This window comes from Streptomyces flaveolus (assembly GCF_014648815.1).
In the GTDB taxonomy this organism is placed as follows: domain Bacteria; phylum Actinomycetota; class Actinomycetes; order Streptomycetales; family Streptomycetaceae; genus Streptomyces; species Streptomyces flaveolus.
The window spans coordinates 267,337-290,402 of record NZ_BMRV01000010.1 but is presented as its reverse complement, the minus strand read 5'-3'; the positions used below and the strand labels follow the sequence as shown (position 1 = coordinate 290,402).

At 72.6% G+C, this 23,066-nt stretch carries 23 protein-coding genes; 15 read left to right on the top strand and 8 right to left on the bottom strand.

Annotation, left to right across the window (positions count from 1 at the left end; translation table 11 throughout):
- Positions 1–10 precede the first annotated feature (10 nt).
- The 4 genes from IEZ05_RS23535 to zapE form a co-directional block, all read right to left on the bottom strand.
- Positions 11–1,486: a SulP family inorganic anion transporter gene (locus tag IEZ05_RS23535; RefSeq protein ID WP_189232207.1), complete on the bottom strand. Its 1,476-nt coding sequence runs from the start codon at positions 1,484–1,486 to the stop codon at positions 11–13.
- A gap of 8 nt (positions 1,487–1,494) precedes the next feature.
- On the bottom strand, positions 1,495–2,076 hold the full coding sequence (locus IEZ05_RS23530) for a carbonic anhydrase (protein ID WP_189232206.1): 582 nt from the start codon (positions 2,074–2,076) through the stop codon (positions 1,495–1,497).
- A gap of 76 nt (positions 2,077–2,152) precedes the next feature.
- On the bottom strand, positions 2,153–2,551 hold the full coding sequence (locus IEZ05_RS23525) for a hypothetical protein (RefSeq protein ID WP_189232205.1): 399 nt from the start codon (positions 2,549–2,551) through the stop codon (positions 2,153–2,155).
- Between the two features lie 165 nt (positions 2,552–2,716).
- Positions 2,717–3,838, bottom strand: a complete 1,122-nt coding sequence (gene zapE / locus IEZ05_RS23520; RefSeq protein WP_189232204.1) for a cell division protein ZapE — start codon at positions 3,836–3,838, stop codon at positions 2,717–2,719.
- Between the two features lie 391 nt (positions 3,839–4,229).
- On the opposite strand from zapE, the gene IEZ05_RS23515 reads away from it, so the two are divergent.
- The 4 genes from IEZ05_RS23515 to msrB all read left to right on the top strand — a co-directional run bounded on the left by IEZ05_RS23515 (position 4,230) and on the right by msrB (position 7,590).
- Positions 4,230–5,015: a pyrimidine reductase family protein gene (locus IEZ05_RS23515; RefSeq protein WP_189232203.1), complete on the top strand. Its 786-nt coding sequence runs from the start codon at positions 4,230–4,232 to the stop codon at positions 5,013–5,015.
- Positions 5,016–5,220: 205 nt separating this feature from the next.
- Positions 5,221–5,694, top strand: coding sequence for an indole-3-glycerol phosphate synthase (locus IEZ05_RS23510; RefSeq protein ID WP_189232202.1), 474 nt, complete (start codon positions 5,221–5,223; stop codon positions 5,692–5,694).
- A 76-nt stretch (positions 5,695–5,770) separates the two neighbouring features.
- Positions 5,771–7,168, top strand: coding sequence for a UDP-N-acetylmuramate--L-alanine ligase (murC, locus tag IEZ05_RS23505; protein WP_189232201.1), 1,398 nt, complete (start codon positions 5,771–5,773; stop codon positions 7,166–7,168).
- A gap of 14 nt (positions 7,169–7,182) precedes the next feature.
- Positions 7,183–7,590: a peptide-methionine (R)-S-oxide reductase MsrB gene (msrB, locus tag IEZ05_RS23500; RefSeq protein ID WP_189232200.1), complete on the top strand. Its 408-nt coding sequence runs from the start codon at positions 7,183–7,185 to the stop codon at positions 7,588–7,590.
- Between the two features lie 89 nt (positions 7,591–7,679).
- On the opposite strand, the gene IEZ05_RS23495 is transcribed toward msrB, so the two are convergent.
- Positions 7,680–8,588: a LysR family transcriptional regulator gene (locus tag IEZ05_RS23495; RefSeq protein WP_189232199.1), complete on the bottom strand. Its 909-nt coding sequence runs from the start codon at positions 8,586–8,588 to the stop codon at positions 7,680–7,682.
- Between the two features lie 126 nt (positions 8,589–8,714).
- Between IEZ05_RS23495 and IEZ05_RS23490 the strand changes: the two genes are divergently transcribed.
- Positions 8,715–9,419 (top strand): type 1 glutamine amidotransferase domain-containing protein, encoded by a 705-nt coding sequence (locus IEZ05_RS23490; RefSeq protein ID WP_189232198.1) that lies wholly within the window; start codon positions 8,715–8,717, stop codon positions 9,417–9,419.
- A gap of 85 nt (positions 9,420–9,504) precedes the next feature.
- Here IEZ05_RS23490 and IEZ05_RS23485 read toward each other — a convergent pair whose 3' ends face one another.
- Positions 9,505–10,164 carry a TetR/AcrR family transcriptional regulator gene (locus IEZ05_RS23485; RefSeq protein ID WP_189232197.1) on the bottom strand — a complete coding sequence of 220 codons (660 nt, stop codon included), beginning with the start codon at positions 10,162–10,164 and terminating at the stop codon, positions 9,505–9,507.
- A gap of 171 nt (positions 10,165–10,335) precedes the next feature.
- Between IEZ05_RS23485 and IEZ05_RS23480 the strand changes: the two genes are divergently transcribed.
- From IEZ05_RS23480 to IEZ05_RS23460, 5 genes are all read left to right on the top strand, one after another.
- Positions 10,336–11,454, top strand: coding sequence for a serine hydrolase domain-containing protein (locus tag IEZ05_RS23480; RefSeq protein ID WP_229869824.1), 1,119 nt, complete (start codon positions 10,336–10,338; stop codon positions 11,452–11,454).
- Positions 11,455–11,658: 204 nt separating this feature from the next.
- Positions 11,659–12,783: an ABC transporter ATP-binding protein gene (locus IEZ05_RS23475; protein WP_189232195.1), complete on the top strand. Its 1,125-nt coding sequence runs from the start codon at positions 11,659–11,661 to the stop codon at positions 12,781–12,783.
- On the top strand, positions 12,780–13,490 hold the full coding sequence (locus IEZ05_RS23470; protein WP_189232194.1) for an ABC transporter permease: 711 nt from the start codon (positions 12,780–12,782) through the stop codon (positions 13,488–13,490). The genes IEZ05_RS23475 and IEZ05_RS23470 overlap by 4 nt, the downstream gene beginning before the upstream one ends.
- Positions 13,487–14,152: an ABC transporter permease gene (locus tag IEZ05_RS23465; protein WP_189232193.1), complete on the top strand. Its 666-nt coding sequence runs from the start codon at positions 13,487–13,489 to the stop codon at positions 14,150–14,152. Before IEZ05_RS23470 ends, IEZ05_RS23465 begins: the two co-directional genes overlap by 4 nt.
- Positions 14,153–14,230: 78 nt before the next feature.
- A complete protein-coding gene (locus IEZ05_RS23460; protein WP_189232192.1) occupies positions 14,231–15,190 on the top strand; it encodes an ABC transporter substrate-binding protein in 960 nt (319 codons plus the stop codon).
- A 50-nt stretch (positions 15,191–15,240) separates the two neighbouring features.
- On the opposite strand, the gene IEZ05_RS23455 is transcribed toward IEZ05_RS23460, so the two are convergent.
- Together IEZ05_RS23455 and IEZ05_RS23450 are read right to left on the bottom strand one after the other, a co-directional pair.
- Positions 15,241–15,699 (bottom strand): DUF6114 domain-containing protein, encoded by a 459-nt coding sequence (locus IEZ05_RS23455; protein ID WP_189232191.1) that lies wholly within the window; start codon positions 15,697–15,699, stop codon positions 15,241–15,243.
- Positions 15,699–16,394 carry a DUF6230 family protein gene (locus tag IEZ05_RS23450; protein ID WP_189232190.1) on the bottom strand — a complete coding sequence of 232 codons (696 nt, stop codon included), beginning with the start codon at positions 16,392–16,394 and terminating at the stop codon, positions 15,699–15,701. The genes IEZ05_RS23455 and IEZ05_RS23450 overlap by 1 nt, the downstream gene beginning before the upstream one ends.
- Before the next feature lie 457 nt (positions 16,395–16,851).
- Here IEZ05_RS23450 and IEZ05_RS23445 point away from each other — a divergent pair, with 457 nt between their 5' ends.
- The 5 genes from IEZ05_RS23445 (at position 16,852) to IEZ05_RS23425 (ending at position 22,966) form a co-directional block, all read left to right on the top strand.
- The gene (locus tag IEZ05_RS23445) at positions 16,852–17,505 is read left to right on the top strand and encodes a Tat pathway signal sequence domain protein (RefSeq protein WP_189232189.1); all 654 of its coding nucleotides are present in this window, start codon (positions 16,852–16,854) and stop codon (positions 17,503–17,505) included.
- 187 nt (positions 17,506–17,692) lie between these two features.
- A complete protein-coding gene (locus tag IEZ05_RS23440; RefSeq protein ID WP_189232188.1) occupies positions 17,693–18,340 on the top strand; it encodes a ScbR family autoregulator-binding transcription factor in 648 nt (215 codons plus the stop codon).
- Positions 18,341–18,715: 375 nt separating this feature from the next.
- The gene (locus tag IEZ05_RS23435; RefSeq protein ID WP_189232187.1) at positions 18,716–19,912 is read left to right on the top strand and encodes a damage-control phosphatase ARMT1 family protein; all 1,197 of its coding nucleotides are present in this window, start codon (positions 18,716–18,718) and stop codon (positions 19,910–19,912) included.
- A 143-nt stretch (positions 19,913–20,055) separates the two neighbouring features.
- Positions 20,056–22,239 carry a germacradienol/geosmin synthase Cyc2 gene (gene cyc2, locus IEZ05_RS23430; RefSeq protein WP_189232186.1) on the top strand — a complete coding sequence of 728 codons (2,184 nt, stop codon included), beginning with the start codon at positions 20,056–20,058 and terminating at the stop codon, positions 22,237–22,239.
- A 142-nt stretch (positions 22,240–22,381) separates the two neighbouring features.
- Positions 22,382–22,966 (top strand): PDZ domain-containing protein, encoded by a 585-nt coding sequence (locus IEZ05_RS23425; RefSeq protein ID WP_189232185.1) that lies wholly within the window; start codon positions 22,382–22,384, stop codon positions 22,964–22,966.
- The last annotated feature ends 100 nt before the right edge of the window (positions 22,967–23,066 follow it).

Genomic DNA, 23,066 nt, shown 5'->3' with positions numbered 1-23,066 from the left:
CCGCCGGGCGTTACACCACGGCCCCGGCCGGTTCCGTGACCTTCACCGGGTCCGTGCCGGCCGCGCTGTGCCGCTCGGCCCAGTTCTCCAGCGCGGTGCGGCAGGCGTGGTCCAGGTGGTGCAGGCCGGACAGGTCCAGCTCGACCGGGCGGTCCTGCGGGAGTGCCTCGAGGCTCTCCAGCATCTTCGGCAGCCGCAGGAAGGTCGCGTTGCCCGACAGGTGCGCCTGGACGGGACCCGCGCCCTTGTCGACGACCTCCAGCTTGAGGTGCGAGGCCTCCCAGGCGGTCTTGGCCACGGACAGGGCCATACCGATCAGCACGCCCTCGAACATGTTCACCGCGACGATCGACACGGCCGTGACCACCAGGATCAGGGCCTCGCCCCGGTGCCCGCGCCACAGCGACACGATGCCGCGGAACGGGATCAGCTTCCAGCCCGCGTGGACCAGGATGCCGGCCAGCGCGGGCAGCGGGATCAGCGCCAGTGCGGACGGCAGCAGCGCGGCGAACAGCAGCAGCCACACACCGTGCAGCACCCGGGACGCCTTGGTCCGCGCGCCGGCGCCGACGTTCGCGGAACTGCGCACGATGACCGCGGTCATCGGCAGCGCGCCGAGCAGACCGCACACCGAGTTGCCGGCGCCCTGCGCCATCAGCTCCTTGTCGTACTGGGTGCGCGGGCCGTTGTGCAGCCGGTCCACCGCGGCGGCGCTGAACAGGCTCTCCGCCGAGGCGATCAGGGTGAAGGCGACGATGGTGCCGAGGAGGCCCACGTTCGCCAGCTCGCCGAAGGCGTCGGCGCCGGGCGGCTGGACCGAGTCCAGGAGGCCGTTCACCTCGACGGTCGCCACCGACAGTCCGAAGACCGCCGTGACCGCGGTGGCCAGTCCGACCGCGGCCAGCGCGCCCGGCACGGTCCGGACCCGCTTCGGCAGCCGCTTCCACAGCACCATCACCGCGACGGTGCCCGCGCCGAGCGCGAGGGAGGTCAGGGCCCCGGTGCTGCCGAGGGCGTCGGCGGCGGCACCGGGCAGCCCGATGATCTTGTCGAGGCCGGAGGCGGGGGCCTCCAGCCCGGCCGCCGAGTACAGCTGGCCGGCGATGAGCACGAGGCCGATGCCGGCGAGCATGCCCTCGACGACCGAGAGGGAGATCGCGCGGAACCAGCGCCCGAGCTTCAGGGCGCCCATCGCGAGCTGGAGCAGTCCGGTGGCCAGCACGATCACGCCGAGCGCGGGCAGTCCGTAGGTGTCGACCGCGCCGAAGACCAGCACGGTCAGACCGGCGGCCGGACCGGACACCTGGAGGCTGCTGCCCGGCAGGAATCCGGTGACCAGACCGCCCACGATGCCGGTGACGAGGCCGAGTTCGGCCGGGACGCCGGAGGCGACGGCGACGCCCACGCACAGCGGGAGGGCGACCAGGAACACGACGAGCGAGGCGGTGAGGTCCTGCCGCCAGTGCGGGAACGCGGATATGTTCACGGCGCCGCTCACAGGGTCTCGAACGCGTCGGTGTCCGGGCTGTGCTGACGCACGGTGCCGGTGTGGACCTCGTAGTACCAGCCGCGCAGGCGCAGCCGGCCCTCGGCCAGCCGCCGCTCGACGCACGGGTAGGAGCGCAGCCGCAGCAACTGGGCCAGGACATGGTGCTGGACGGCGTCGGCGACCGTGGGGTCGGCGGGGTCGCAGGGCTTCGGCTCGTCCGCGGCCTGGGCCAGCCAGTCGCGCACGGCGGGTACGGCGGTCAGGTCGTCGCCGCGCACCAGCGCGCCGACGGCACCGCAGTGCGAGTGGCCGCAGACCACGATGTCCGTGACGCCGAGGACCTCGACGGCGTACTCGATGGTGGCCGTCTCGCCGCTGGGGCGCTCGGCGCCGTAGGGCGGGACGATGTTGCCCGCGGTGCGCAGTTCGAAGAGCTGGCCGGGCCGGGCGCCCGTGATCAGGGCCGGTACGACCCGGGAGTCGGAGCAGGTGATGAACAGGACTTCGGGCGACTGGCCTTGGGCGTGCCCGGCGAACTCCTCAGGGCGCTGTCCGAACGTACGGGCGTTGTCGATGAGGGGCTGCATGATGCGGTCATTCCTCCTGGCGCGCAGTGGGGGCGCGTCGGACGGGTGTGGACGGAGTGGGGGGGTGCTCCGTCGCTCAGCAGCGGAAGACCTGGAGGGCCGCGGGGGAGCGGTCCGCGGCGGATCTCGAGCGGCGCTCGTGCGCGCGGCCGGGCGGCACCTGCTCGGGTGTGTCCGTGCGCTCCCTGGACAGCGGGGGCTCGGGTGCCTCGGGCTCGGGCGCGGCGGTGGCGCGGTGCCGGTCGCGGACGCGCGCCGGGCCGTGCGTGTTGCCGGAGCGGCCGGGCTCGTGACAGGTGACGGTCTCGTCGGGGGAGGCCGTCGCGGCGAGGAGGAACGCTGACGGGGCATTGGCCACGGCATCACGGCTCGTGTGCGCGGATGCGAAGGACGGCGCGGGTGCGAAGAACTGGAGGGCGAACAGGACGGCGGCGAGGAGCGGAAGCAGGGCTCGGGGCGCCTTACCTCGCACCATGCGCCCCCCTCTCGCCGGTTCACGCCTCTTGTGCACGCCAATGCTTGGTCAATGCTTGGTCAAGAAACACGTTAACCCTGCAAAGTCATTTGCAGGGTTAACGTGGCGTTACGAGGCGGAGAGAGCCTGAAAATCGTGGTCGGTCGGCGTGAAACGGACGATGGGTCAGTCCGTGTCGACGAGGCGTCCCGCGTCCCGGGCGAGGGCGGTGAGCCGGGAGATCGCCCGGAAGTACTTCTTCCGGTAGCCGCCCTTCAGCATCTCCTCGCTGAACAGCCGGTCGAAGGGCAGCCCCGAGGCCAGCACGGGCACCTCGCGGTCGTAGAGCCGGTCCGCGAGGACGACCAGCCGCAGCGCCGTCGACTGGTCCGGCACCGGCCGGACCCCGGTGAGGCACACGGCCTTCAGGCCGTCGGTCAGGGCACCGTAGCGGCTGGGGTGGACGCGGGCGAGGTGGTCGAGGAGCGCCGGGAACTCGTCCAGGGAGGCGCCGTCCGTCTCCTGCGCCGCCCGGGTCACCTGCTCGTCGGAGTACGGCGCGGGGGCCTCGGGCAGGCCCCGGTGGCGGTAGTCCTCGCCGTCGATGCGCAGGGCGCGGAAGTGGGCGGACAGGCCCTGGATCTCGCGCAGGAAGTCGGCCGCCGCGAAGCGGCCCTCGCCGAGCTTGCCCGGCAGTGTGTTGGAGGTGGCGGCGAGCGCGACGCCGGCCTCCACGAGCCGGGCCAGCAGGCTGGAGACGAGGACGGTGTCGCCCGGGTCGTCGAGTTCGAACTCGTCGATGCACAGGAGACGGTGCCCGGACAGCGTCTGCACGGTCTGCTGGAAGCCGAGGGCGCCGACCAGGTTGGTCAGCTCCACGAAGGTGCCGAAGGCCTTGCGGGAGGGCTCGGCGGGGGTGGCGTGCCACAGGGACGCCAGCAGGTGGGTCTTGCCGACGCCGTAGCCGCCGTCGAGGTAGACGCCGCGGGGGCCGGCGGGGGGCTTGGGGGCCTTGCTCCGGCCGAGGCCGAAGAAGCCGCGCTTGCCGGTGGCCGTGCCGGGGGCCTCGCCCAGTCCGGCGGCGAAGCCCTCCAGGACCTGGACGGCCTCGCTCTGGCTGGGCTGGTTCGGGTCCGGGATGTACGTGCTGAAGCGGACGGAGTCGAAGCGCGGGGGCGGCACCATCTCGGCGACCAGGCGGTCCGCCGGGACGTGGGGCTCGCGGGCGCACAGGGACAGCGGGGTCGCCCCGGCTATCGGGGTGGGGCCGGAGGAGGCGGAACCGGGGGCGGCGGAGGAGGACGACACGGTGGTCAATGGTAGGGCCTGTGCGGTGGGTGCCCGGTGCGGCCGCGGCCACGGGGGGTGTGGGTGCCCGTCGGTCTCCGGGTGCCCGGCGTCGTTGCCGGGGCGGGGGTGGGTCGCGCGGCCCGGCGCCTGCGGGGTGCCGCCGCGCCCCACCCGTGCCGCCCTGGGGGTACCTCCCAGGCCGTTCAGGCACTGGGGGAGGCACGACTCTGCCCGCGGCTGGGCGGGAAGGCGGCCTGCGGCTAGGGCTTGCGGCGCTGCGCGGGCGTGACTGCTCGCGGCCGGGGCGATGCGGCACGACTGGCTGCGGCTGCGGCGTGCGGCGGCTGCGGGGCGGGGCGACCACCACCGGCCGGGGTTTGCCGGTGGGTGGCGTGGAACACTGCACCGCATGCGACGTCTGTTCCCTGTGACCGATCCGACAGCAGAGGGCGACTCCGCCGGGGGCGACCGGGAGTGGAGTCTCGCCGAACTGGCCGACGCCTACGCGTACCCGGAGCCGGACGCGCGGACGGGGGTCTGGCTGCGGGCCAACATGGTCTCCACCCTCGACGGAGCCGCCCAGCACGACGGCCGCTCCCAGCCCATCTCCAGCGCGGCCGACATGCGGATCTTCGGCACCCTGCGGGCGCTCGCGGACGTGGTGATCGCCGGCGCCGAGACCGTACGCCAGGAGGGGTACCGGCCCGCACGCGCGCGTGCCGAGTTCGCGGAGCTGCGGCAGGCGGCCGGACAGGGCCCGGCGCCGGTGATCGCGGTGGTCAGCGCGAGCCTGGAGCTGGACTTCTCCCTGCCGCTGTTCACCTCGCCGCTGGTGCCCACCCTGATCCTCACCGGCGCCGCGGCGGCCCCGGACCGCGTCGCGGCCGCCGAGAAGGCCGGCGCCCGGGTGGTGATCGCCGGCGACGGCGTCGGCGTGGACCCGGCCCGTGCCGTCCACGCGCTCGCCGAACTCGGCCACACCCGGCTGCTGACCGAGGGCGGCCCGCGGCTGCTGGGGCAGTTCGTCGCGGCGGGCGTCCTCGACGAGCTGTGCCTGACCGTCTCCCCGATGCTCACCGCGGGCGACGCGCAGCGCATCGCGGGCGGGCCCTCGGTCGAGGTGCCGCGGCGGTACGCCCTGGCGTCCCTGCTGGAGGAGGAAGGTTTCCTCTTCGGCCGGTACCGGCGCGACTGAGCCGCGGCGGCGGCGAACCGTACAGACGTCCGGCCGTTAGCGCGCAGCCGCGAACCTCATGCGGAATCATTCGTTCCGCTTAGCCCGCGCCGGGCACACTGAATCCGGCAGTACCCGTGCGATCACGGGGCAGGATGGTTTCCGCAGGGCTCGGCACGCCTGCGGAGGGTGGGCCCACGGGCCCTCGAAGGAGAAGGGGCGCCTGGTGTTCACAAGCGTTTTGATGATCGAGAAGGCCCTGACGTCCGCCGACGTGGAGTTCGTCACCACCTTGCACGGCGACGAACCGGTCGCCTTCCACGTGCTGCTCCAGCCGCGCGGCGACCAGGCCGACCGGCTGCTGCGGGCCATCGACGACGTCGCCCTCGGCGAACTCGACGACGCGGTCCGCGAGGGCGAGACCCCGGAGGGGGAGGAGGCGCTGAGCGTCGGGCAGCGGGCGCTGGAGGTGTCCCTGACGGCCCTGCGCGCGTCCGGCGCCGGCGCCGAGGGCCGCCTGGTCGAGGCGCACCCGCTGGACGCGCTCAGGTCGCTCGTCCAGGAGATCGGCGCCGACGAGGTGATCGTCCTGACCGACCCGCACTACGTGGAGGAGTTCTTCCACCGGGACTGGGCCTCGCGGGCCCGGCACAAGGTCGGCGTACCGGTCCTGAAGCTGTTCTCCCACAGCAAGGCATAGGCTGGGGCCGCGCTCCCGGGCCCCGCGCCGGGGGCGCGCCCACCAGCACGCACCGCACCCCTGGGGAGAACAGCGCATGGCACCCGGCCTTCCTACCGCCATGGACCGACCGCACTTCATCGGCATCGGCGGCGCCGGGATGTCGGGCATCGCGAAGATCCTCGCCCAGCGCGGGGCCGCGGTGGCGGGCAGCGACGCGAAGAACTCCGCGACCGCCGAGGCACTGCGCGCCCTGGGCGCGACCGTGCACATCGGGCACGCGGCGGAGCACCTCGCCGACGACGCGAGCTGCGTGGTCGTCTCGTCGGCGATCCGCGAGGACAACCCGGAGCTGGCCCGCGCGGCCGAACTGGGCATCCCGGTCGTGCACCGCTCCGACGCCCTCGCCGCCCTGATGGACGGGCTGCGCCCGATCGCGGTCGCCGGCACCCACGGCAAGACCACGACCACCTCCATGCTCGCGGTCTCCCTGTCCGAGCTGGGCCGCGGCCCGTCGTACGCGATCGGCGGCGACCTGGACGCGCCCGGCTCCAACGCCCTGCACGGCGACGGGGAGATCTTCGTCGCCGAGGCGGACGAGAGCGACCGCAGCTTCCACAAGTACGCGCCCGAGGTCGCCATCGTCCTCAACGTCGAGCTCGACCACCACGCCAACTACGCGTCGATGGACGAGATCTACGAGTCCTTCGAGACCTTCGCCGGGAAGATCGTCCCCGGCGGCACGCTGGTGATCGCCGCCGACCACGAGGGCGCCCGGGAGCTGACGCGCCGGCTGGCCGGATCGGTGCGGACGGTGACGTACGGCGAGTCCGAGGACGCCGACGTGCGCATCCTGTCGGTCGTCCCGCAGGGCCTCAAGAGCGAGGTCACCGTGCTCATGGACGGCACCGAGCTGACCTTCGGGGTCTCCGTCCCCGGCCGCCACTACGCCCACAACGCGGTCGCCGCCCTCGCCGCCGGCGTCGCCCTGGGCATCCCCGCCGCCGAGCTGGCCCCCGCCCTGGCCGCCTACACGGGCGTCAAGCGGCGCCTCCAGCTCAAGGGCGAGGCGGCCGGCGTGCAGGTCGTCGACTCCTACGCGCACCACCCCACCGAGATGACGGCGGACCTGGAGGCCATGCGCGCCGCGGTCGGCGACGCCCGCATCCTGGTCCTCTTCCAGCCGCACCTGTTCTCCCGCACCCAGGAGCTCGGCAAGGAGATGGGCCAGGCGCTCGCCCTGGCCGACGCGTCGGTGGTCCTCGACATCTACCCCGCCCGCGAGGACCCGATCCCCGGTGTCACCAGCGAGCTGATCATCGAGGCCGCGCGGGCGGCGGGCGCCGACGTCACACCGGTCCACGACAAGGACGCGGCGCCCGCGGCGGTCGCGGGAATGGCGAAGGCCGGTGATCTCGTTCTCACCATGGGCGCGGGCGACGTCACCGACCTCGGACCGCGCATCCTGGACCAGCTGTCGAACACGGGCAAGTGAGGGGCTGAGAACTCATGGCGTACGACGTCGAGAAGCCGGACGAGCAGTGGCGCGCGGAGCTGAACCCGGCCGAGTACGCCGTCCTGCGCCAGGCCGCCACGGAACCCGCCTTCACCGGTGAGTACACCGACACCAAGACCGAGGGCGTCTACTCCTGCCGCGCCTGCGGCGCCGAGCTGTTCACCTCGGACACGAAGTTCGCCTCGCACTGCGGCTGGCCGTCCTTCTTCGACCCGAAGGACACCGACGCGGTCGAGCTGATCGAGGACCGCTCCCACGGGATGGTGCGCACGGAGGTGCGCTGCGCCCGCTGCGGCTCCCACCTCGGGCACGTCTTCGAGGGCGAGGGGTATCCGACCCCGACCGACCAGCGGTACTGCATCAACAGCGTCGCGCTGCGGCTGGCGCCCACCGAGGGCTGACGCCGCCCGTCGCCCACCGTCCGGACGGGGCGCGGACCCACGGTCGGCTCCGTGGGCCCGCGCCCCGCGTTCGGCCGGACGGCCGCTGTTCACAGGGAGCCCCATCGGGTGGCCTGGTCGACCAGTCGCCGCTGGACGCGTTGTACGGCGGGCTGGAGGGGGCCGGAACGGGTGACCAGGTAGAGGGTGTTGAGCGGCGGCACGTCGCTGCGGTGCAGTTGTTCCACGGAGCCGGCGTGCAGGGCGGGTTCGGCCAGGTAGCGGGGCAGGACCGAGATGCCCGCGCCCGCGATCACCGCGACCAGGACGGCCCGCAGATCGGGCACCACCACCGCGACGGGATTCGGTGGCCGGTGGCCGAACTCGCTCCGCCAGTAGCGGCGGACGATGGGCAGTTCTTCCGCGTAGGCCACCAGCGGCAGGTGGGCCAGCGCGGCGACGGGGTCCTCCTCGAGGCGCTGCGCATCGACGGAGCGCGCTGCGCTCGGCGGGCCCACCAGCAGGAACTCCTCGTCCACGTACGGCATCGCGGCCAGCCCGCGCAGGCGTGGCGGAGGCCGCACAGAGGACACGACCAGGTCGAGCTCGCCCTCGCAGAGGCGCTCCAGCAACGGCTCGGCGTGGTCGAGAGTGAAGCGCAGGTGCACGTCGCTGCGGGTGAGGGCGGTCAGCGCGGGCATCAGCCGCGTCGTGGTGAACTCGGCCGCCGCTCCGAGGCGCACGGTGCCCCGCGCGTCCCCTCCGCCGGCGTCGTCGCCCAGTGCGTGGCGCAGCCCGTCCAGGTGCGGACCGATCCGGCGGGCGAGTTCGTGGCCCCGGCCGGTCGGCCGGGCCCCGTTGCGCGATCTGACGAACAGTGCGTCGCCCAGGTGCTCCTCCAACCGCGCCAGCTGGCCGCTCACGGCCGGCTGGGAGATGCCCATGGCCGTCGCGGCGGCCGTCAGGGAGCCCCGCCGGTAGATCTCCAGGAACGTCGCCAACAGATCGAGGTCCTTCACGCAAGGCACAGTACATAAGAAGGCTTATGGAAGAGAGATGACGGGGTCCGTTGTGCGATGGAACCTGGGCGTGTCAGATCCCCCTGGGCCGCCCGCGCGGCGGCCCCGCTCAGCAGAGGACCTCCGATGGCAGACATCCTGATGATCATTTCGTCGGCCGACACGCTGACCCTCGCCGACGGCACCCCCCACCCCACGGGTTACTGGGCCGAGGAGGTGGCCGCCTCCCACCGGGTGCTCGTCGAGGCCGGCCACCGCGTGCGCATCGCCACCCCCGGCGGCGTCCGGCCGACCGTCGACGCCGTCTCGCTCGACGAGCGCGGTGGTGTCGAGGCCGCCGACGGCGCCGCCTTCAAGGCGTACCTGAAATCCATGGAAGAGGACCTCGCCGCACCGCTCGACCTGGCGGCCGTCCGCGCCGCCGACCATGACGCCCTGTATCTGCCCGGGGGGCACGCCCCGATGGCCGACCTGGCCGCCAGCCCCGTGCTCGGCGCTCTCCTCGCCGACGCCGACCGGCAGGGCAGGACGATCGCGGCCCTGTGCCACGGAGTGGCCGCTCTCCTCAGCGCGGAGCGTGCGGACGGCACCTTCCTCTTCAGCGGCCGCAGCCTGACCGGCTTCACCGACGAGGAGGAGCGTCAGGGCGGGCTCGGTGACGCCGCTCCGTGGCTCGTCGAGAGCCGGCTCGCCGAGCGGGGTGCGCACCTGAAGGCCGGTGCCCCCTGGTCCGACACCGTGATCGTCGACGGCAACCTGATCACCGGCCAGAACCCGCAGTCCAGCGTGACGACCGCCAAGCAGGTCCTCGCCGCCCTCGAGACCGTCTGATCCGGCCTACGCGCCCGCCGCGGGTGGACGCCGCGATCTCCGTGGTGGGTGCCGCAGGGGCGGCGGCCCTCCCGGGCCGGGCAGGTCAGCTCGGGCGGACCGCCGCCTCGACACGGGCGAGCTGGGCGGCGAGGAGTTCCTCGAACGCGGCGCCGCGGTCCGCCCCGAGGGGACGGACGTCGCGGGCGAAGTGGGCCAGGGCCGGGAAGCGCGCGGGGTCGGCACCGAGGACCGCCACGCGGAACAGCTCCATGCCCTGCTCGTGCTCCTGCGGGGTGACGGTGCTGACCCCGGCCTCGGAGGCGATCAACGCGGCGATGAGGACCGCCAACCGGTGGTAGCTCGCCGGGATCTCCTCGTCCGGCAGTCCCGACGCCCGCAGGGCCTGGAGCACCTCTTCCATGACCAGCCGGGATCCGGCGCCGCTCGACGCGTAGCGTCCCCAGACCGAGGCGAGCTGGGGCTGCCGGCCGAAGGCCTCCCTCAGGCGCAGGGCCAGGGACGTGATGCGCTGCTTCCAGTCGCCCTCGGGGCGGTAGCCCTCCATCGCGGCCAGGAGGATCCGGTCGGCGACCGCGCGCAGCAGTTCGGTCTTGCTGCGGAAGTGCCGGTAGAGACTCGAGGAGTCGGTCCCGAGAGCCGCGGCCAGCTTGCGCACGCTGAACGACTCCGCGTCGCTCGTGCGCAGCAGCTCCGCCGCCGCGTCCAGGATCTCCTCCGTCGTCCAACGCCTTCGACCGGCCATGACGCTCCTCTCGCCGTATGCCAGCCTACCTGTGCACTTGGCGTTGCACGCACCGCGTGCATAATGGGTTCAGAAGCATGCAGGTGGGCCCGCACGCCACTCGTGCCCTGTTCGTCCGGGTCAGGCGGCCGCTGCGGAGCGCACTCCGGGGACCACGAAAGGACGCACGACGTGACGAACCCGCTGGATCGCGCGGCGCTCGACGCCGCCCTCGACAACGTTCACCGCGCCGGGATGCCGGGCCTGTTCGCCGAGGTCAGGGACGGCGACCAGGTCTGGCGCGGCGCCGCAGGGGCCGCCGATGTCACCACCGGCCGCCCCGCCACCGCCGGCTTGCGGCACCGCGTCGGCAGCATCACCAAGACCTTCACCGCAGCGGCGGTGCTCCAGCAGACCGAGAGCGGCCGGATCGGTCTCGACACCCCGATAGGCCGGTACCTCCCTGCGCTGGTCCCCGGCGAACGCGGTGACACGATCACCGTCCGCATGCTGCTCAACCACACCAGCGGCCTCGCCGAGTACCTCCCGTACGCCTACCCGTCGCTCAAGGCGTTCCCCGTCCTCGCGGACACCGGTCCCGAGAGCCTGGACGACCACCGGTTCACGCGGTTCGACCCCACAGACCTGATCGAGATGGGGGTCACCGCACCCGCCGTCGGCGTCCCGGGCGGCACTCCGGGGGTGTACTCCAACACCAACTACCTGCTCCTCGTCCGGCTCCTGGAAGAGGTGACCGGCACCACGGCCGAGCGGTACATCACCCAGCACGTCATCGAGCGCGCCGGACTCCGGGACACCGGACTCCCCACCGGGCCGTACGTCGACGGGCCGCACTCGCGGCTCTACGAGTCCTGGTTCGGCATGATCGACCCACCGCGCGACTACAGCGTCTACGACATGTCGTGGGTGGGGCCCTCGGCCTCGCTGATATCGACGGTCGCGGACCTCAACCGCTTCTACGGCATGCTGCTCGCCGGGGAGATCGTCGCCCCGGCGTCACTGGCCCAGATGCAGCGCACCGTCCCGGTCGTCTCCCAGGAGGGAAGGGTGATCGACTACGGCCTCGGCCTGCACCCGATGGAGGGGCCCGGACAGGGCACCTTCTGGGGCCACGGCGGCACGGTCTGGGGCGGTGGGGCGCTGGCCATGACCCGCGCCGACGGCAAGCGGCAGATGGCGGTCGCGGTGAACATGCAGAGGTGGAACAGGCTGGACTCCTCCGGTACGCCGCAGCCGCACCCCATCGACGACGCGCTCGCGGCCCTGTACCGCGAGGCGATGTACGGCTGACCGCGCCGGGCGCCGCCGACCGCCGCCGTGGCCGGCCGGGGAGGACGCGGGGCCGAACGCCGGTGTGAACGCCCCCGCATGGGGAAGGAGTCGCCCCGAACCGAAGGGCCCCGCGACACCCCCGTCTACACTCGACCGGCGACGGCCCCACCGACCGCGGCCGGAGCGGGCAGCTTCTGCCAGACCCGAAGGGCATTCGGCGCTTTGATACGGATGGAATCAGTCACCAAGCGGTATCCGGACGGCACGGTGGCGGTCGACCGGCTGTCGCTGGAGATCCCCGACCGGTCGATCACGGTCCTCGTCGGCCCCTCGGGCTGCGGCAAGACGACGACCCTGCGGATGATCAACAGGATGGTCGAGCCGACCGAGGGCACCATCCTCCTCGACGGCGCGGACATCCAGGGCCGGCCGGTCACCACGCTGCGCCGGTCCATGGGCTACGTCATCCAGAACGCCGGCCTCTTCCAGCACCGGACGATCCTCGACAACATCGCCACCGTGCCCCGCATGCTCGGCTGGGGCAAGCAGAAGTCCCGTGCGCGAGCGGCCGAGTTGATGGAACGGGTCGGGCTCGACACCTCACTCGGCAAGCGGTACCCGTACCAGCTCTCCGGCGGACAGCAGCAGCGCGTCGGCGTGGCGCGGGCCCTCGCCGCCGATCCGCCGGTGCTGCTCATGGACGAGCCGTTCTCGGCCGTCGACCCCGTGGTGCGCAAGGGCCTCCAGGACGAACTGCTGCGCATCCAGGACGAGCTGGGCAAGACCATCGTGTTCGTCACGCACGACATCGACGAGGCCGTCAAACTCGGCACCATGGTCGCGGTGATGCGCACCGGCGGCCGGCTCGCCCAGTTCGCGACCCCCGCCGAGCTGCTGTCCGACCCGGCGGACGCCTTCGTGGAGGACTTCCTCGGCGCCGACCGCGGCATCCGCCGGCTGTCCTTCTTCCCGTCCGCCGCACTGGAGTTGACGACCGACGCCGTCGTGCCCCTGGACGCCGGCGCCGGACGCCTCGCCGCGCCGGACGCCCCCTACCTCCTCGTCACCGACACCGACGGCAGGCCCCTCGGCTGGAGCGAGCCGCGCGACCTGACCGCCGGGGACATCGATCCGGACGCCCTCCTGCCGTACGGGCGGCCGTTCGTCCCCGGCACCGACTCGCTGCGGGCCGCCCTCGACTGCGCCGTGCTCTCGCCCACCGGCTGGGCCGTCGCCGTGGACGCCGACGGCCGGGTGACCGGGGTCGTCTCCCAGCAGACCATCGGCGAGGCCATCCGAGCCGCCCACGCCGCCGGGCGCTCCGACGACGCCAAGGTCGCCTCGTGAACGGCTTCTTCGACATCCCGAGCGACCTGCAGAACACCTACTCCGGCCTGATCGGCCTGCACCTGCGCGAGGCGCTGCTGCCGGTCCTGGCCGGGCTGCTGCTCGCGCTGCCCGTCGCCCAGCTCTGCGTGCGCTTCCGCTGGCTCTATCCGCCCGTGCTCGGCGTGACGACCGTGTTCTACGCCATCCCGTCGCTTGCCGTCTTCGTCGTCCTCATCGACTACACGGGCCAGACCGAGCTGACGGTGATGATCCCGCTGGCCGTCTACAGCCTGGTGGTGCTCGTCCCCGCCATCGTCGACGGCGTGCGATCGGTGCCGCAGGAGACGCTGGCCGCCGCGACCGCCATGGGCTTCGGGCCCGTACGGCGCTACCTCCAGGTGCAGCTGCCGATCGCCGTGCCCGCGATCCTCGCCGGGCTCCGCGTGGCCACCGCCTCCAGCATCTCCCTGGTCAGCGTCGGCGCCCTCATCGGCAACCAGGGCGCCCTCGGCAACCTGCTCGCGGACGCGCAGAAGTACGACCGGCCCGAGCTGGCGGTCAACTCCGTGGTCACGACGGCCGTCCTGGCCATCCTGTGCGACGCGGCGCTGGTCCTGGCCCGGACCCTGCTGACCCCCTGGATGCCGCGCGGCACCCGTCCGCGCGGCAGGAACGGCGCGACCCCGCCGGCCGAGCAGCCCGCGGCGAAGGAGGCGGCCCGGTGAACGTACTGAACTTCGTCAACGCCTTCTTCAGCGACAGCGCCCACTGGCACGGCTACGACGGCATCCCGCAACGCCTGCTGGAGCACGTCCAGTACACGCTGCTCGCCCTGGTCCTCGCCGCCGCGATCGGCCTGCCCGTCGGACTGCTCACCGGGCACACCGGGCGGGGCGGCAACGCCGTCGCCTTCATCGCCACCGCGGCCCGGGCCCTGCCGAGCTTCGGCCTGCTGGTGCTGATCGCCGTCGTGATGGGCATCGGCCTGCTGCCGGTGATGATCCCGCTGGTCGTCCTCGCCGTGCCGCCGATCCTGGTCACCACCTACGAGGCGGTCCGCTCCGTCGACCCCGCCCCGGTGGACGCCGCACGCGGCCTGGGCATGCACGAGACGCGCATCCTGTTCCAGGTCGAACTGCCGGTCGCCCTCCCGCTGGTCCTCAGCGGACTGCGCTCGGCGGCCATCCAGGTCGTCTCGACGGCCACCATCGCCGCCTACGTCAGCCTGGGCGGGCTCGGCCGGTACATCATCGACGGGCTCTACCAGCGCGACTACGAGAAGGTGGTGGGCGGCGCCACCCTGGTGGCGCTGCTGGCACTGGTCACACTCGCCCTGTTCTGGGCGGCGGGCAGGTTCGCGGTGTCCCCGGGGGTGCGCAGGCGCTGACGTCCGGACACGGACGTACGGAAAACCGTGACCCGGCCGTAGTTGACTGACCGACAAGCGGCTCGTTTGGATCAGTGGATGACTTCTACCGCGAAGAGCAGCAGGTCCAGGACGAGGCACACCGGTGCGGCGGCCGTCGCGCTCACCGCCGCGACGGCGCTGCTCGCGGGCTGTTCCTCCTCCGACGACACCTCCGACAACCCCTTGGCCGGCGAGAAGGCGAAGGCCGGCACCGTCGTCGTCGGCTCCAACAACTTCGCCGAGAGCACCCTGCTCGCCGACATCTACGGCGAGGCGCTCAGGGCCAAGGGCCTCAAGGTCACCTACAAGCACAACATCGGCAGCCGCGAGACGACGTACGGCCTGATGAAGAACGGCTCGGTCACGGTGCTGCCGGAGTACAACGGCTCGCTGCTGGCCTACCTCGACCCCAAGGCCGAGCAGAAGTCCGCCGAGGCCGTGAACGCCGCGGCGAAGGCCAAGCTCGACAAGAGCCTGACGCTGCTGGAGTCGTCGCCGGCCGAGGACAAGGACTCGGTCAGCGTCAACGCCGAGACCGCCGAGAAGTACGGCCTCACCGCCGAGTCCACCCTCGCCGACCTCAAGGAGGCGGCTCCCGAGCTGACGATCGGCGGCTCGCCCGAGTTCCAGACCAGGCAGCAGGGCCTCAAGGGCCTGGAGTCCGTCTACGGTCTGAAGTTCAAGTCCTTCAAGGCGCTCGACGCGGGCGGCCCGCTGACCCAGTCGGCGCTGGCCAAGAACACCGTGCAGGCCGCGGACGTCTTCACCACGGACCCGACCATCGTCAAGGAGAAGTTCGTCGTCCTGAAGGACCCGCAGAACCTCTTCGGGTTCGCCAACGTGACCCCGCTGGTCAACAAGGAGGGGCTGTCCCCGGAGGGCGTCGCCGCGCTGAACGCGGTCTCTGCCAAGCTGGACACGAAGACCCTCCTCGACCTGGACGCGCAGGTCCAGCTGGACAAGAAGGACCCGCTGGACGTGGCCAAGGAGTGGCTGAAGTCCGCGGGCCTCGCCTGACGGCCTCGACGCCGCGGCCGAGGCCGCGGCGTCGAGGCGTCCGGTCGTCCTCAGGCCGGGCCGCCGGCCCGCTGCTCCAGCGGCCGCGCGGAGGACCGCGCGGCGCGGGCCTGTTTCCTGCGCCGCCGCCGTTCGCGGCGGGACTCCTGGTCCGGCAGCCACCCGAAGGCGAGGCAACTGCCGACGCAGCCGAGGAGCAGGCCGACGAGGAAGCCGCCCAGATTGGACGTGAGCCACGTGCCCAGGGAGGCCAGCACGCCGATGAGCGAGTAGAAGAGGCGCTGGGCCGGGGTGACGAGGGTGAGCAGTCCGCACAGCAGCATGACGACCGGCAGGAGATAGCCGGCCACGCCCTGCATGCCGACGTGCAGGACGACCTTGAGCGACGCCTTCATGGTGAACAGGACCTCCGCCCCGCCCAGGGCGAGCAGCAGCCCGCCCCAGAACGGCCGGCCGGACCGCCAGTCGCGGAAGGCGGTCCTGAAGCCCCTGCGCCGGTCGCCGGTCATCAGCAGCCCGAGTCGCTGAAGCGCATCTTCAGCCCCGGAAGCTTGAACACACCCGCCGTAGTGGCGTAGTTGGTCTGCCGCAGGTTCTTGATGTGCACGGTGTCGGCCTGCTGGCTGAAGACGCCCTTGGGGCCGCGGCCCTTCGGTCCGGCCTTGTCCAGCGTGCTGGCGTCGTTGCCGATCTCGATGTTGTTGAAGGCGGCGTCGCCGGACAGCAGCGTCGAGTCGGTGGTCAGGTCGCTCGCTGCCACCTTGGTGTCGCCGCCGCCGGCGGTGATGAGCAGGTTGGTACCGCCCAGATCGACGCTCTGGCACAGCTTGGTGAGCGTCGCGTCCTTGATCACGGAGGTGACGACCAGCACCTGGCCGCCGGTGTCGCCCGCGTTGGGGCTGTCCTCGGCCATGTTGTCGAGCCCGCCGAACTGGGCGAATCCGGTGCCGTCGAGCTCCGTGGCGGTGACGGTGAACGGCATGCCGGAGATCGCGAACTGGACACCGAGGGCGCCCTGCGCGGTGAGGATCGCCAGCCCCGCGGTGACCAGTGCGGCCGGCACCGCGAGCACGGCGGCCCGGCGCAGCCTGACCCGCCCGCGTCTCGTGCCGTCCGCTCCCTGGGGCGCGGAGTCGCTTTCCGGTCTGCTGTCGGGTTCGGGGGTGTTGCCGGCGGACGGGGTGACGTCCGAGGACGAGGCCATGTCTGCTCCCAGAGGCATAGTCAATGCGGATCGGGCTTCAGCGGCACGTTGTCCTGGCGCGGACAGCGGCTGGTGCGCACGCCTCCCGGCAACTCCCGGCGGCTGCAAGGGCTTTCACGTTACGCACCAGTAGCCATTCGGAAGTTACCGGTGGTTACACGCAGGGGTCAAGCACGGTGTGGGTAAAGAGTGAGGATCGTGTGCCGCTTACGGCGCGGGACCCGAACTCCGTACTGGTGCTTGACTCTGACGAGGCATCAGCTCTACAAACGGAAGAGTTTCCCGGATCCGTGGCGCCGGATCCGTTCCCGCGGCACCGTTCGCGTTCCCGGCCCCGAAAGGGCTTCACCGCACCTCCCGGGCGCAGCCCGGTATCTCGTCGCATCGGCCCGGCCGCATCCCCGCGGCCGGCCCACCCCTGCTTCACCGAACCCCACTTCCGAGAAGAGGCAGCCGCATGCGTACTCGTACTCTGCTCACCCTCACCGCAGCCGTCGCCGCGCTGACGCTCCCCACGGCACTGCCCGCGGCCGCGGCCGACACGCCCGTCCTGACCACGGGCGCCCTCGGCGGTACCCCCGTCGCCGTCGGCGACACCCTCACCGCCTCCCTGGCGAGCGGCACCAGCGCCACGTTCTACTCCAGCGCCACCGGCAGCAACGGAGTCTCCTGCACGGCCTCGCAGTTCACCGTCTCCGTCACCGACAACCCGACCGCCCCCGGCACGGCCACCGAGTCGCTCACCGCCCACACCTTCGACAGCAGCAGCTGCACCAGCAACGTCACGGGCGTCCTCGGCGTCACCGGGATCAAGGTCGCCAACCTGCCGTACACCACCACCGTCTCCTCCGACGGAACCGTCGCCGTCACCCCGCCCAGCGGCTCCGCCGTCCGGACCACGGTCACGCTGCGCACCCTCCTCGGCAGCGTCAACTGCGTCTACGAGGCGCCCGGCCTGTCCGGCACGGCCAGCAACGCGGACAACGGGATCGCCTTCGCCGACCAGCACTTCACCAAGGTGTCCGGTTCCGGACTCTGCTTCGCCAACGGGTACTTCACCGCCACCTACGCCCCGGTCACCGACGGGGGCGCCACGGTCTTCGTCAACTGAGCGGGCGTACGCCGTGAAGCGGTGGGCCGACCGGTGCGCTGGATGCGCCGGTCGGCCCGCCGTCATGCGGTGGCGCGCTCCGTTCCGCGGGGCGCGAAGGGTGGGCGCCGGACCGTGAGTTATCGTGTACTGGGGGTTAAGGCAGACGGCATGACCCGTCGAGTTCCAGCCCAGGAGAGTTCAACCGATGGCGAGGCAGCTACGCGCCGAGCAGACCCGCGCGACCATCCTCCAAGCCGCCGCCGACCTGTTCGACCGTCACGGTTACGAGGCGACCAGCCTGGCCGAGATCGTCGAGCACGCCGGCGTCACCAAAGGCGCCCTGTACTTCCACTTCGCGGCGAAGGAAGACCTGGCCCAGGCCATCATGGAGCTCCAGTCCAGAACGTGGCGCCGCCTGGCGACGGAGCTGGACGGCCGGGGCTACACCGCCCTGGAGGCCCTGATGCGCCTGACGTTCGTCATGGCCCGGCTGTCCGCCGAGGGGCCGGTCCTGCGGGCCGGGCTGCGGCTCGCCACCGCCGGAGCGCCGGTACGGCCGCCGCTGCCGCACCCCTTCACGGAGTGGGTGGACATCGCCTCCTCCCGGCTCCTCGACGCCGTCGGACAGGCCGACCTCCATCCGGAGATCGACGTCGAGTCGGTCGCCCACACCATCGTCTGCTCCTTCGTGGGGTCCCGCGTCGTGGGACTCACCCTCGAACCGGCCGCCCGGCAGCCCCGCCGGATGGCGGAGATGTGGCACGTCCTGATCCGCGGCATGGTGCCGGTGACCCGCCGTGCCCGCTACCTCAGCCTCGCCGCCCGCCTGGAACGCGAGGCGAGCGCGGCCTGAGCGACGTGCCTCCGTCGGGTGGCGTGCCGGGCGCGGATGCGCCGGGTGGCCTGTGCGGTGCGGCCGCGCGGGAGTGCCTCGAGCGGAGCGGCGCGGGCCCGCCGGGAGGTTCACGCGGTGCGGTTCTCGGGCGCGTGGCGGGCTTCCGGGGAGTTGGGACCTGCGGCCTGCCCCGGCAGTGCGGGGGTCGCCGGACGGCTGTGCGGTGCGAGTCCTCGGGGCGGAACACGGCCGCAGCCCCGTCGGGGCGACAACGGTGGTCGTGCGCGCGGCTCGGTGGCGTCCCGCGCGGGCTGAGCGGCCGCCGCGCGACACCCGCGCGGGCCGCGTCCGTGTCCCGGCGGGACCGTGCGGGCCGCGCGTTACGGTGAGGCCATGCCCGACACCCCCTCCCGTACCGCTCCCGTCATCCTCGGTGACGAGCCCGGGTCCTTCCCGCACGGCGTGCTGGCCGACCGGCATCCCGCCATCATCCGGCAGGTCCGGGAGGCGTTCCCCTACGACCCCGCCCGGCACCGTGCCCTGGACGCGCTGCTGGCGAACTGCACCGAGGGCGTGATCGAGCCCCTGCCCGCCGACGCCCACGACCGGGACCGCTGGGCGGCCTGGGGACTGGCCGAGTACGCCGGCCGCTCCTGGTTCGACGTGCCCTGGCTGTGGGCCGAGAGCCACTTCTACCGCAGGCTCCTCGACGCCGTCGGCTACTTCGCCCCCGGCGCCTGGCAGGGCATCGACCCCTTCCGGCCCGCCAAGCTCGCCGAGCTCGACGCCCCCGAGACGGCCGAGGAACTCACCGCGCTCGACGGCCTCGCCGCCCTGCCCGCCGACGAACAGCTCCGGGCGCTGCTGCACGGCTCCCTCTGGGGAAACCGCGCCGACCTGAGCTTCCGGCTCTCCACCACCGGCGCCGGTGCCGGAGGCGCCGTGCGGGCGCTGGTCGCCGACGACGGCGACGCGCTCCTGTCCCTGCTGCCGCCCGGCGGACGGGACGGGACGGCCGGGACCCTCTGCCTCGTCGCCGACAACGCCGGCCGCGAACTCGTCCCCGACCTGCTCCTCGTCTCCCACCTCCTCGGGCACGGCCGCATCGGCCGGGCGGTCCTGCACGTCAAGCCGTACCCGTACTACGTCTCCGACGCCACGACCGCCGACGTGCTCGACGCGCTGCGGCGGCTGATCGCGGCGGGCGGGGCGGCCGGGGAGTACGGCCGCACCCTGTGGTCCGCGCTCACCGACGGCCGCGTCACCGTCCGCGCCCACCCCTTCTCCGGCGCCCCGCTGCCCTACGCCGACATGCCCGACGACCTGCGCGCGGACTTCGCCGCGGCCACGGTCACCGTCCTCAAGGGCGACCTGAACTACCGCCGCCTGGTGGGCGACCGGTGGTGGCCCCCCACGACGCCCTTCGCGGACGTCACCGCGTACTTCCCCGGCCCGGTCGCCGCGCTGCGCACCCTGAAGTCCGACGTGATCACCGGCCTGGACGCGGACACGGAGGCCGCTCTGGTGGCCGGCGAGGGGCAGCGGTGGCGGACGAGCGGGACACACGCGCTGATCCAGGTCAGGAGCTGAGCCACCGGGGCCCGGCGGCGGACGGCACGCGCCGCGGGACGCGGCATCGGCGAAAGTTCCCGCGTTCCGTCCCGATTCACGCGATGGTGTGATCATGTCCCGGCCGGTGGATGCCTCCGAAGACCCCTGGGTAGGGCCCGGCCATGACGCAACAGCCCTTCGAACTCCCGCACTTCTACATGCCGCATCCCGCGCGGCTCAATCCGCATCTCGACGAGGCCCGCGCCCACTCGACGGCGTGGGCGCGCGAGATGGGCATGCTGGAGGGCTCCGGGGTCTGGGAGCAGTCCGACCTCGACGCGCACGACTACGGCCTGCTCTGCGCCTACACCCACCCCGACTGCGACGGACCCGCGCTCTCCCTCATCACCGACTGGTACGTGTGGGTCTTCTTCTTCGACGACCACTTCCTGGAGAAGTTCAAGCGCAGCCAGGACCGCGTCGGCGGCAAGGCCCACCTGGACCGGCTGCCCCGGTTCATGCCGCTCGACCCGGCCACCGAGACGCCCGAGCCGGAGAACCCGGTCGAGGCCGGCCTCGCCGACCTGTGGACGCGCACGGTGCCCGCCATGTCGGCGGACTGGCGCCGCCGCTTCGCCGTCGCCACCGAGCACCTGCTCAACGAGTCCCTGTGGGAGCTGTCCAACATCAACGAGGGGCGGATCGCCAACCCCGTCGAGTACATCGAGATGCGTCGCAAGGTGGGCGGCGCCCCCTGGTCGGCCGGACTCGTGGAGTACGCGACCGCCGAAGTGCCCGCCGCCGTCGCCGGAAGCCGGCCGCTGCGGGTGCTGATGGAGACGTTCTCCGACGCCGTGCACCTGCGCAACGACCTGTTCTCCTACCAGCGTGAGGTCGAGGACGAGGGCGAACTCAGCAACGGCGTACTCGTCCTGGAGACCTTCTTCGGCTGCACCACCCAGCAGGCCGCCGACATGGTCAACGACGTCCTCACCTCCCGGCTCCACCAGTTCGAGCACACCGCGTTCACCGAAGTGCCCGCGGTGGCCCTCGAGAACGGACTCACCCCGCCCGAGGTCGCGGCCGTCGGGGCGTACGCGAAGGGCCTGCAGGACTGGCAGTCCGGCGGCCACGAATGGCACATGCGCTCCAGCCGCTACATGAACAAGGGCGCCCGGCCCACCAACCCGTGGGAGACCCTCACCGGGCCGGGCACCTCCGCCGCCGACGTGGGCGCGCTGCTCGCGACGGCGGGCGGTGAGCGGATGCGCGCCTACACGCACGTGCCGTACCAGAAGGTCGGCCCGTCGATCATCCCCGACATCCGCATGCCCTTCCCGCTGGAGCTCAGCCCTCACCTGGACGCCGCCCGGCGGCACCTGTTCGAGTGGTCGCAGGCGATCGGCTTCCTCAGCGAGGGAGTCTGGGACGAGGACAAACTCGCGAGCTGCGACCTCCCCCTGTGCGCCGCGGGCCTCGACCCGGACGCCACCCAGGAGCAACTCGACCTCGCCTCCGACTGGCTGGCCTTCGGCACCTACGGCGACGACTACTACCCGCTCGTCTACGGCCACCGACGCGACCTGGCCGCCGCCCGGCTGACCACGGCCCGCCTGTCGGCCTGCATGCCGCTGGACGGCGAGCCGGTACCGCCGCCCGCCAACGCCATGGAACGCGCCCTGATCGACCTGTGGGCGCGCACCACGGCGCACATGACGCCGGAGGAGCGGCGCCCCCTCAAGTCGGCCGTCGACACGATGACCGAGGCCTGGGTCTGGGAGCTGTCCAACCAGATCCAGAACCGCGTCCCCGACCCGGTCGACTACCTCGAGATGCGCCGCGCCACCTTCGGCTCCGACCTCACCCTGGGCCTGTGCCGCGCCGGACACGGCCCGGCCGTGCCGCCCGAGGTGTACCGCAGCGGCCCCGTCCGCTCCCTGGAGAACGCTGCGATCGACTACGCCTGCCTCCTCAACGACGTCTTCTCGTACCAGAAGGAGATCGAGTACGAGGGCGAGATCCACAACGCGGTCCTCGTCGTGCAGAACTTCTTCGGCATCGACTATCCGACCGCGCTCCCCGTCGTGCAGGACCTGATGAACCAGCGCATGCGCCAGTTCGAGCACGTCGTCGCGCACGAACTGCCCGTCGTCTACGACGACTTCCAGCTGTCGGACGAGGCGCGGGCCATCATGCGCGGCTATGTGACCGACCTGCAGAACTGGATGGCCGGCATCCTCAACTGGCACCGGAACGTCCCGCGCTACAAGGCCGAGTACCTGGGCGGACGCACCCACGGCTTCCTCCCGGGCCGGCCCCCGGCCGTACCCGTCCCCAGGAGCGCTCCACTCCCCGCGCTCGGCTGACCCGACCGGGGGAGCGGTCGGTCGGACGGCACGCAGTCGGTCAGGACAGGGAAGCGTGGGCGTGTCGGCCGCCGGTCGGTCTCACTCGTTCGTGGCTCGTCAGGGGCCGGGGCGCCGGGTAGAGCACTGCCGGAGGCGATCCATGGAACAGACTGCGCTGCGACCCAAGCCGATGCCCGGCCGGGAACCCGGGGCCGGCATCACGCCCGGCCCGGCACCGCGCCCGCACGCCGCGCGCGGGCGCCGCCGGCGGCTCACCACCCTGCTGTGCGGCCTGCTCGCCGCGACGGTCCTGGTCCTGGCGGGGGTCGGGCTCGGCACGGTGGGTGCCACGGTGATCGGCATGAGCAGACCCGCCGACCTGCAACGCCAGGCCGGCGCGCCGGGACCCGGAACACCGCCCGGCAGCCGGGCCGCCCCGGCCGCTCCGGCGGCCACCCCCGGCCCGTCCCCGGCACGGGCGGGCACGACCCTCGGCGTGGAGGCCGTGGACGACGAGAAGCCGGGGGCCCTGGTCGTGGGCGTCCACGTGCCCGGCCCCGGGTACACGGCGGGGCTGGTCCGGGGTGACGTACTCCTGGCGGTCGGCACCACCCGCATCGACTCGGCCGCCGACCTCGCACACGCCGTCGCCCGCGCCCGGCCCGGCGAGGAGGTCAAGCTGACCGTGCGCCACGAGAGCGGTGGCTTCCAGCAGCTGACGGCCGTACCGGGCGTCGTCACGTGACCGTACGCAAGCGGCCGACGCAGTGGTCGATCAGTGCGCGGCGACTAGGATCGGTGCTGGTGGGGGCGACACCTGCCGAAGCGGTCGAACGACCGGCTCG

What these genes read in the sequence shown, in the direction of transcription:
- msrB (WP_189232200.1), top strand. Translation starts at nt 7,183, where the DNA reads ATGGCGTACGACGTCGAGAAGCCGGACGAGCAGTGGCGCGCGGAGCTG.
- IEZ05_RS23485 (WP_189232197.1), bottom strand. Translation starts at nt 10,164, where the DNA reads ATGGCCGGTCGAAGGCGTTGGACGACGGAGGAGATCCTGGACGCGGCG.
- cyc2 (WP_189232186.1), top strand. Translation starts at nt 20,056, where the DNA reads ATGACGCAACAGCCCTTCGAACTCCCGCACTTCTACATGCCGCATCCC.
- IEZ05_RS23490 (WP_189232198.1), top strand. Translation starts at nt 8,715, where the DNA reads ATGGCAGACATCCTGATGATCATTTCGTCGGCCGACACGCTGACCCTC.
- murC (WP_189232201.1), top strand. Translation starts at nt 5,771, where the DNA reads ATGGCACCCGGCCTTCCTACCGCCATGGACCGACCGCACTTCATCGGC.
- IEZ05_RS23515 (WP_189232203.1), top strand. Translation starts at nt 4,230, where the DNA reads ATGCGACGTCTGTTCCCTGTGACCGATCCGACAGCAGAGGGCGACTCC.
- IEZ05_RS23530 (WP_189232206.1), bottom strand. Translation starts at nt 2,076, where the DNA reads ATGCAGCCCCTCATCGACAACGCCCGTACGTTCGGACAGCGCCCTGAG.
- IEZ05_RS23435 (WP_189232187.1), top strand. Translation starts at nt 18,716, where the DNA reads ATGCCCGACACCCCCTCCCGTACCGCTCCCGTCATCCTCGGTGACGAG.
- IEZ05_RS23450 (WP_189232190.1), bottom strand. Translation starts at nt 16,394, where the DNA reads ATGGCCTCGTCCTCGGACGTCACCCCGTCCGCCGGCAACACCCCCGAA.
- IEZ05_RS23425 (WP_189232185.1), top strand. Translation starts at nt 22,382, where the DNA reads ATGGAACAGACTGCGCTGCGACCCAAGCCGATGCCCGGCCGGGAACCC.
- IEZ05_RS23440 (WP_189232188.1), top strand. Translation starts at nt 17,693, where the DNA reads ATGGCGAGGCAGCTACGCGCCGAGCAGACCCGCGCGACCATCCTCCAA.
- IEZ05_RS23525 (WP_189232205.1), bottom strand. Translation starts at nt 2,551, where the DNA reads ATGGTGCGAGGTAAGGCGCCCCGAGCCCTGCTTCCGCTCCTCGCCGCC.
- IEZ05_RS23445 (WP_189232189.1), top strand. Translation starts at nt 16,852, where the DNA reads ATGCGTACTCGTACTCTGCTCACCCTCACCGCAGCCGTCGCCGCGCTG.
- IEZ05_RS23460 (WP_189232192.1), top strand. Translation starts at nt 14,231, where the DNA reads ATGACTTCTACCGCGAAGAGCAGCAGGTCCAGGACGAGGCACACCGGT.
- IEZ05_RS23455 (WP_189232191.1), bottom strand. Translation starts at nt 15,699, where the DNA reads ATGACCGGCGACCGGCGCAGGGGCTTCAGGACCGCCTTCCGCGACTGG.